The organism is Mesorhizobium sp. B1-1-7, assembly GCF_006442705.1.
Lineage (GTDB): Bacteria > Pseudomonadota > Alphaproteobacteria > Rhizobiales > Rhizobiaceae > Mesorhizobium > Mesorhizobium opportunistum.
Genome location: NZ_VFWQ01000030.1, coordinates 37,107 through 43,106 on the forward strand (window position 1 = coordinate 37,107; position 6,000 = coordinate 43,106).

The window sequence follows — 6,000 nt, forward strand, 5'->3', positions numbered from 1 at the left end:
CTGTTCCATAGCAACCAACTATGGGAAACTCATAGTTTTATGTCAATGAGTTTCTCATAAAAATTTCTGGCAAACTCAGAACATGGAATTACACGAACGATTGGTGGCCGCGAGAAAGCAGGCCGGGTTCGAAACGGCAGTGGAAGCTGCGGAAGCCGTGGGCGTGCCCTATGGCACATACTCCGGTCATGAGAACGGCAGCTCCGGCTTCAGGCGCGACAAGGGCGAGATCTACGCCCGAAAATTCAAGGTGCGATTCGAGTGGCTGATGCTCGGCACCGGCCCGATGGTGGACCTGGCTTCGAAGTACCGGGAATTGCTTACGACCTTCGACAGTCTTCCTCCCGATCTGCAAGCGTCTTACGCCGATGTTCTGCGCAAGCTTGCAGAGCCTTACCAACACAAAGAGCCTGATCTAGAACGACCTCCGGCAAAAGCAAAATCAGCTTGAGCGCTCTGTCCCTATCGACAATTTGCCGCATTTCGTGAAGCGAGACACCCTCGGCCAGGCTTCTTAGATGCTCGATTGTATCGGCCTGCCGCGTCTTCCCACGCGGCTTGTAGTGGATCATTTCCCCCTGGCCTCTCTTCCTGTGTTTGCTGTCATGTTACTCGCTCTCAATTCGTTCTTGCACGAATTCCATTCCGATTAACAGATTATATCAAGCTGTAATAATGAGCATCCGCGCCTGTGGATAACTGGTAGCACGCCGTGGGACATTTATAGCACATGGTGCACCGATTACAGGTTGCAAACCTTTCGGCCATAAGTCGCAGCCATGGCTGCGGAAGATCGCCTCACAATTCATGTCCGGATCACGCCTTCTCTGCTCAAGCGGATAAAGCTGGCGGCCGTCAGCAACGAGCGCAGCCTCAATGCGGAGGTCACTGCCAGGTTGGAGCGGTCGTTCCCGCTCGAGGCAGACGATCGCGACGCCGTTCTCAAGCTTTTGGCCGATGCTGCTGCGATCATCGACAAGGGCAAGGCGCGGTAGTTCATCGGTTTTGCTCACGGTTGGAGCGATCAGAAAACCGTCAATGGAACCCGCGGTCAACGAGGGTCGCCGGTATCCGCCCATTGAGGCTCCTGACAAGTACCTTCAGGAGATCGCCGGTGTATCAGGGGTTTGCGAGCGTCTGCCATTGCAGACGGCATGATTCGCCGATCGTTTTCGGCGGCGCCGCGATCTTTTTATGAGTTTCCCATAGACGCTATTGACTGATTATGAGTTTCCCATAATATCGGCTTCCTCGCAATTCCGCGATGGAGGCATCCCATGATCACCTATCAGGAACACCAGGTCGTCGGCGCGCTGAACACGCCGCTTGTCCCGCTTGACGATCGCCCGATCGTCGAGCGCATGGCCGACAAGATGCTCGAGATGGGCATGAACGGCATCGCCGTCACCGCCGACAGCCTGGCCGAGCATTCCAACTTCACCCGAGCCGAGATCGGCGCGCACGGCTCCGAGGCGTCCGACCTGGCAAAATCGCGCGCCGTGCGCGACCGCCGGCTGGACTGACGGCCATGAGCAACGCCGACCTTCTGATCGCCGAGGCGGCGAAGTCGCCGCAGCATGAGGCGTGGATCACGCGCCAACTCATCGCGCAGCGCCGGCCGTCCGAGATCCTGGCCGACCTGCGCCGCGCCATCGACCCGGCCAAGCTGATCGCGGAAGCCGGCGGCGATGGCCCGGCCGGGCTCACCGTCGCCTGCCTGGTCATGTTCGCCTTGCCCTTCGTCCTGCTCGGCTGGGTGCTGCCGTCATGACCAAGCGTCACGTCGATCTGCCGGCAGGCTACGAGTTCATCAGCCTGCCGCCCCACTGCGAGCCAGTCATCCGCTGCGTCAACTGGCCCGAATGCATGTGCGGCGACGACTGCACGACATCGGCAAGCCCGCGCGCCGACTGGTTCGCGCGGCTGTCGCTCGCCGCCATCGTGCTCGTCGCCATCGGCCTGCTCATCGCAGGGCTACGCTGATGGCTGACGTGTTCAACGGTCACATCGATAGACCAGCCTTCGAAAAGGCTCTCCGCGAAGCCTTTGGCGGCATCTCGGCTGAGATTGCCACCAATCCAGTTCTGGCCTGCCAGGCCCGCGCGACCGAAGTTGCGGTGCAGTTTGCGCTTTTCGTTGCTGATGAACTGAACGCCGGAACGACCGCCGACATCCTCCTTGATGCGGGGTCCAGGGTGATCGGAAATATGGTTGAGAACTTCGCCCGTGGCTTCGAAGGCGACGAAGGCGAAGACATCGTTGCGACGATCATCGATCGCGTACGATGGGCGACAACCGAGGACAACGATGACGACGTCGTTGAGGTTACACGGCCTCAAACGCTTGGCGGAAAGGCCTGAATATGGCTGACAAATCCGCCATCGAATGGACCGACGCGACGTGGAATCCGATTGTCGGCTGCTCCATCCTGACGCCCGGCTGCACGCACTGCTATGCCATGGGGATGGCCGGCCGCATCGAGGCGATGACGGCGGCGCTCAAAGCGCAGGGCAAGTTGGGCGCGCCGCACTATGACGGCACCACGAAGAAGGTGAACGGCAACACCGTCTGGACCGGCAAGCTGGCGCTGGCGCCGGCAGCCATCCTGACAGAGCCGCTGGCCTGGCGCCGGCCGCGCCGCATCTTCGTCAATTCCATGGGCGACCTGTTCCACGAGGACGTGCCCGACGCATGGATAGACGAGGTGTTCGCAGTGATGGCCGTGACGCCGCATCACTCGTATCAGCCGCTGACCAAGCGCGCGACACGGGCGCGGCGATATCTTTCGGATCCGGCAACGAAACGGCGCATCTATAGCATTGCATGCGACCTGGTGATCAAGCGCGAGCTTCAGGTCATTCTGATCGCGCCGGGAATGGACCAGCGCGATGCGCCTCCCGGTCCTCGGATCTATCTCGACCAATGGCCTCTCCCCAACGTCTGGCTCGGCGTCTCCGCCGAGCGCCAGCAGGAAGCCGACGAGCGCATCCCCGAGCTGCTGGCGACGCCGGCCGCGATCCGCTTCGTCTCCGCCGAGCCGCTGCTCGGGCCGATCGATTTTTACAAAACCAGCGGCTCCATGCCTGCCGAAACGCACCCGTGGAGGAACGGCCCAATCCTGCAAGGCATCGACTGGATCATCGTCGGCGGCGAGAGCGGACCCGACGCGCGGCCGATGCACCCGGACTGGGCGCGCGCGATCCGCGACCAATGCGCCGCCGCCGGCGTCCCTTTCTTCTTCAAGCAATGGGGAGAATGGGTGCCAGGAGAATGCGCCAACAAGGCCGCGACACGCACCGAGCGAACGGCGTCGCTCTGCGATGACGACTGGCTGCGCCCGAAATGGAGCTACAGCACGATCACGCCGCGCCAGAGTGAGGAAACGCATCGCGACGACGAGCCTGACGTCTACCGCCTCGGCAAGAAAGCCGCCGGGCGAAAGCTCGACGGCGTCGAGCACAACGCCATGCCGGAGGCGCGCTGATGTCACGCCTCGTAATCGCTCCCGACCTCGAGCCCTTTCTCTACAATGGCGGTGCCGCCGACTTCTTCGAGTGGGCCGACCATTCGGCCAACAAGATCGCCGAGGCCACGAATCCGCGTGAACGCGCCGCTGCAGAGTTGATGCGCGTCTTCTGCGTCGCCGCTGTCGAAACAGGCAACCGGTTGAAGGATGATGGCATCGACGAGCGCGACATCTTCCTGATGATGGCCCGCGTGGCCAACATCGCCGTCGCTTCGGCCTTGATGTCGTGCCTTAAAGACGAAACCCCAACGCATCTGCTGGCCGAGCTGCTGGCCAGCCAGGCCAGAGAAGCAGTCGACATCATGGCGCCGGGCAAGACGCTTGCCAGCAACAAGGATGTCCGCTGATGGCCGAAGACATTTTCACCGGCGACGACATCGAGATCATCGTCACGCGCAAGCCGAAAATCAGCATCGACTGGAGCCGGCCGTACGGCGATGACGATCCGCTGGCCGACCTGCATGACCAGCGCCAGCCATGCACGATCTGTGGCGCCTCTATCTGGTTGATGGGGCATCACAACCTCGTCGTCGACTACGAGGCACGCACCGCGCGGTTCGACGGCACGCAGGCGATCAATTGCTATGGCTGCCGCGGCAATATGCCGGGGCTCTATACCTACGGGCCATACACCAATGTCAGCGAACGCGACTGGCGCCAGCTGTCACTGGCCAACGCGCTTGTCAGAGCCATCCGTAGCGAGGCGCGCCATGGTTGACGTCGCCAAGCCGCTCTCGGATCGTTTCAAGCTCGACGCGCTGATCGATGATCTCGCCGACGACCTCAAGGCTTTGCGCGAAGGCCGTATCTCGGTGCGCGACGCCAGAGCCCGCGCCCGACCTCGCCAAGCAGATCCTGCGCGGCGTCCACTATGTCGTCATCGCCCAGAAATGCCTCGCCGACCAGGCGAAGCTGGTCTCGCCGCAGGAGGGGCAGTAATGGCCATCGAAAAGCACGCCGGCCAGCAGCAGATCGTCTGCGAATGCGGTGCCAGCCAGCGCCGCACCTATCAGGCCGACGAATTCGACGTGATGGTGTCAGACGCCCGAGGCGAGGGCTTCGTCATCGCCAAGGTCGCCGGCGAGTGGACCCACACCTGCCAGGACTGCGCTCGCCCCGGCGCAAGGCAGCGGAGGCTGCTTTGATGCCGCGCCGGCCGGCCCTCCGTCCTGCCGACCTGGTCAAGGCCCTGTCTGCCCTGCGGCAGGCCGGGGTCGAGCCGTGTTCGCTCGACGTGCTGCCGGACGGCACGCACCGCTGGCACTTTACGAAACCCGCCAATGCTGATGAAGATGACCTCGATCGCGAGCTGGCGGAGTTCGACGCGAAACATGGTCATGGTTGAACTGAAGGGCCTTCACACCGTCAAGGCCAAGGGCAAGGTCTACCATTACGCCTGGCGCGGCGGCCCGGCGATAGCCGGCGAGCCGGGCACCCCGGCGTTTCAGGACGCCTACAACGAAGCCATCGCCAGCCGGGCGGCGCCCGATTCCAACAAGTTCTCCGCCTCGATCATCCGTTACCGCGCCAGCGCCGACTACAAGAAGCTGGCCGAATCAACGCGCCGCAACTGGGGTCCGTGGCTCGACCGCATCGCCGATCATTTCGGCGCGCTGTCGGTGCGACAGTTCGACCGGCCGGAGAAGATCAGGCCGAGGATCCGGGCATGGCGCGCCAAATTCGCCGAGACGCCGCGCGCCGCCGACTATGGCATGCAGGTGCTGTCGCGGCTGCTGGCTTCCGAGGTCGACCACGGCAAGATTGCCTCCAATCCCTGCGAGGGCATCAAGCAGCTCTATTCCGGCTCGCGCTCGGAGATCATCTGGACTGATGCCGACATCGCCCAGGTAAAGGCCGCCTGCTCGCTCGAGGTCGCGTTTGCCGTCGACCTTGCCGCGCATACCGGCTTGCGCGCCGGCGACCTGGTGCGCCTGTCATGGTCGCATGTCGGCGAGGACGCCATCATCATCACCACCGGCAAAAGCCGCCACAAACGCGAGGCAGTGATACCGCTCTATCAGGAGCTGCGCGACGTGCTGGCGCGCATCCCGCGCCGCTCGCCGGTGATCCTGACCTCGAGCCGGGGACGCCCCTGGGTCAAGGACGGCCTAGGCAGCTCCTTCCTCGACGCCAAGAAGGAAGCATGGACCGACGGCGTCGACCTGCATTTCCACGACCTGCGCGGCACGGCCGTGACGAAGTTCTATATCGCCGGCATGACAGAGCGCGAAATCGCCGAGATCATGGCCTGGGAGGAAGACACCGTCTCCCGCATCATTCGCCGCTATGTCAGCCGGACAGCCGCCCTAAAGGAGCGGATCAGGAAGCTCGATGCGGCCAGAAAGAGAACAAAGGCTGTAAAACCGCCTGTAAAACCGCCTCTTTCCAACAATCGCTAAATCAGGCGCAAAGCCTTGCGGAGCAAGGTGGAGCGGGTAGCGGGAATCGAACCCGCGCGTTCAGCTTGGGAAGCT

The 6,000-nt window shown here is 62.5% G+C and carries 13 protein-coding genes; all 13 read left to right on the forward strand.

The genetic code is table 11. From position 1 onward, the window contains the following. Positions 1 to 82 precede the first annotated feature (82 nt). The 13 genes from FJ978_RS31520 (at position 83) to FJ978_RS31575 (ending at position 5,925) form a co-directional block, all read left to right on the forward strand. Complete coding sequence (locus tag FJ978_RS31520; RefSeq protein WP_140576727.1) at positions 83 to 451, forward strand: helix-turn-helix transcriptional regulator; 369 nt, start codon at positions 83 to 85, stop codon at positions 449 to 451. 328 nt (positions 452 to 779) lie between these two features. Continuing rightward, positions 780 to 995, forward strand: a complete 216-nt coding sequence (locus FJ978_RS31525) for an Arc family DNA-binding protein (RefSeq protein WP_140576729.1) — start codon at positions 780 to 782, stop codon at positions 993 to 995. A 282-nt stretch (positions 996 to 1,277) separates the two neighbouring features. Beyond that, on the forward strand, positions 1,278 to 1,523 hold the full coding sequence (locus FJ978_RS31530; protein WP_140576730.1) for a hypothetical protein: 246 nt from the start codon (positions 1,278 to 1,280) through the stop codon (positions 1,521 to 1,523). A gap of 5 nt (positions 1,524 to 1,528) precedes the next feature. Next, the gene (locus FJ978_RS31535) at positions 1,529 to 1,771 is read left to right on the forward strand and encodes a hypothetical protein (protein ID WP_140576732.1); all 243 of its coding nucleotides are present in this window, start codon (positions 1,529 to 1,531) and stop codon (positions 1,769 to 1,771) included. Beyond that, positions 1,768 to 1,983 carry a hypothetical protein gene (locus FJ978_RS31540; protein ID WP_140576733.1) on the forward strand — a complete coding sequence of 72 codons (216 nt, stop codon included), beginning with the start codon at positions 1,768 to 1,770 and terminating at the stop codon, positions 1,981 to 1,983. The genes FJ978_RS31535 and FJ978_RS31540 overlap by 4 nt, the downstream gene beginning before the upstream one ends. After that, a complete protein-coding gene (locus tag FJ978_RS31545) occupies positions 1,983 to 2,360 on the forward strand; it encodes a hypothetical protein (protein WP_140576735.1) in 378 nt (125 codons plus the stop codon). The genes FJ978_RS31540 and FJ978_RS31545 overlap by 1 nt, the downstream gene beginning before the upstream one ends. A 2-nt stretch (positions 2,361 to 2,362) precedes the next feature. Continuing rightward, positions 2,363 to 3,484, forward strand: coding sequence for a phage Gp37/Gp68 family protein (locus FJ978_RS31550; RefSeq protein ID WP_140576736.1), 1,122 nt, complete (start codon positions 2,363 to 2,365; stop codon positions 3,482 to 3,484). After that, positions 3,484 to 3,873, forward strand: a complete 390-nt coding sequence (locus tag FJ978_RS31555) for a hypothetical protein (RefSeq protein WP_140576738.1) — start codon at positions 3,484 to 3,486, stop codon at positions 3,871 to 3,873. The genes FJ978_RS31550 and FJ978_RS31555 overlap by 1 nt, the downstream gene beginning before the upstream one ends. Beyond that, on the forward strand, positions 3,873 to 4,244 hold the full coding sequence (locus tag FJ978_RS31560; protein WP_140576739.1) for a hypothetical protein: 372 nt from the start codon (positions 3,873 to 3,875) through the stop codon (positions 4,242 to 4,244). Before FJ978_RS31555 ends, FJ978_RS31560 begins: the two co-directional genes overlap by 1 nt. Before the next feature lie 47 nt (positions 4,245 to 4,291). Further along, complete coding sequence (locus tag FJ978_RS32935) at positions 4,292 to 4,465, forward strand: hypothetical protein (RefSeq protein WP_181180451.1); 174 nt, start codon at positions 4,292 to 4,294, stop codon at positions 4,463 to 4,465. Next, positions 4,465 to 4,671, forward strand: coding sequence for a hypothetical protein (locus FJ978_RS31565; RefSeq protein WP_140576741.1), 207 nt, complete (start codon positions 4,465 to 4,467; stop codon positions 4,669 to 4,671). Before FJ978_RS32935 ends, FJ978_RS31565 begins: the two co-directional genes overlap by 1 nt. Then, entirely contained in the window at positions 4,671 to 4,871 is a 201-nt protein-coding gene (locus FJ978_RS31570; protein WP_140576743.1) for a hypothetical protein, read from the forward strand. Before FJ978_RS31565 ends, FJ978_RS31570 begins: the two co-directional genes overlap by 1 nt. After that, positions 4,858 to 5,925 (forward strand): site-specific integrase, encoded by a 1,068-nt coding sequence (locus FJ978_RS31575; protein WP_140576745.1) that lies wholly within the window; start codon positions 4,858 to 4,860, stop codon positions 5,923 to 5,925. The genes FJ978_RS31570 and FJ978_RS31575 overlap by 14 nt, the downstream gene beginning before the upstream one ends. Positions 5,926 to 6,000 lie beyond the last annotated feature (75 nt).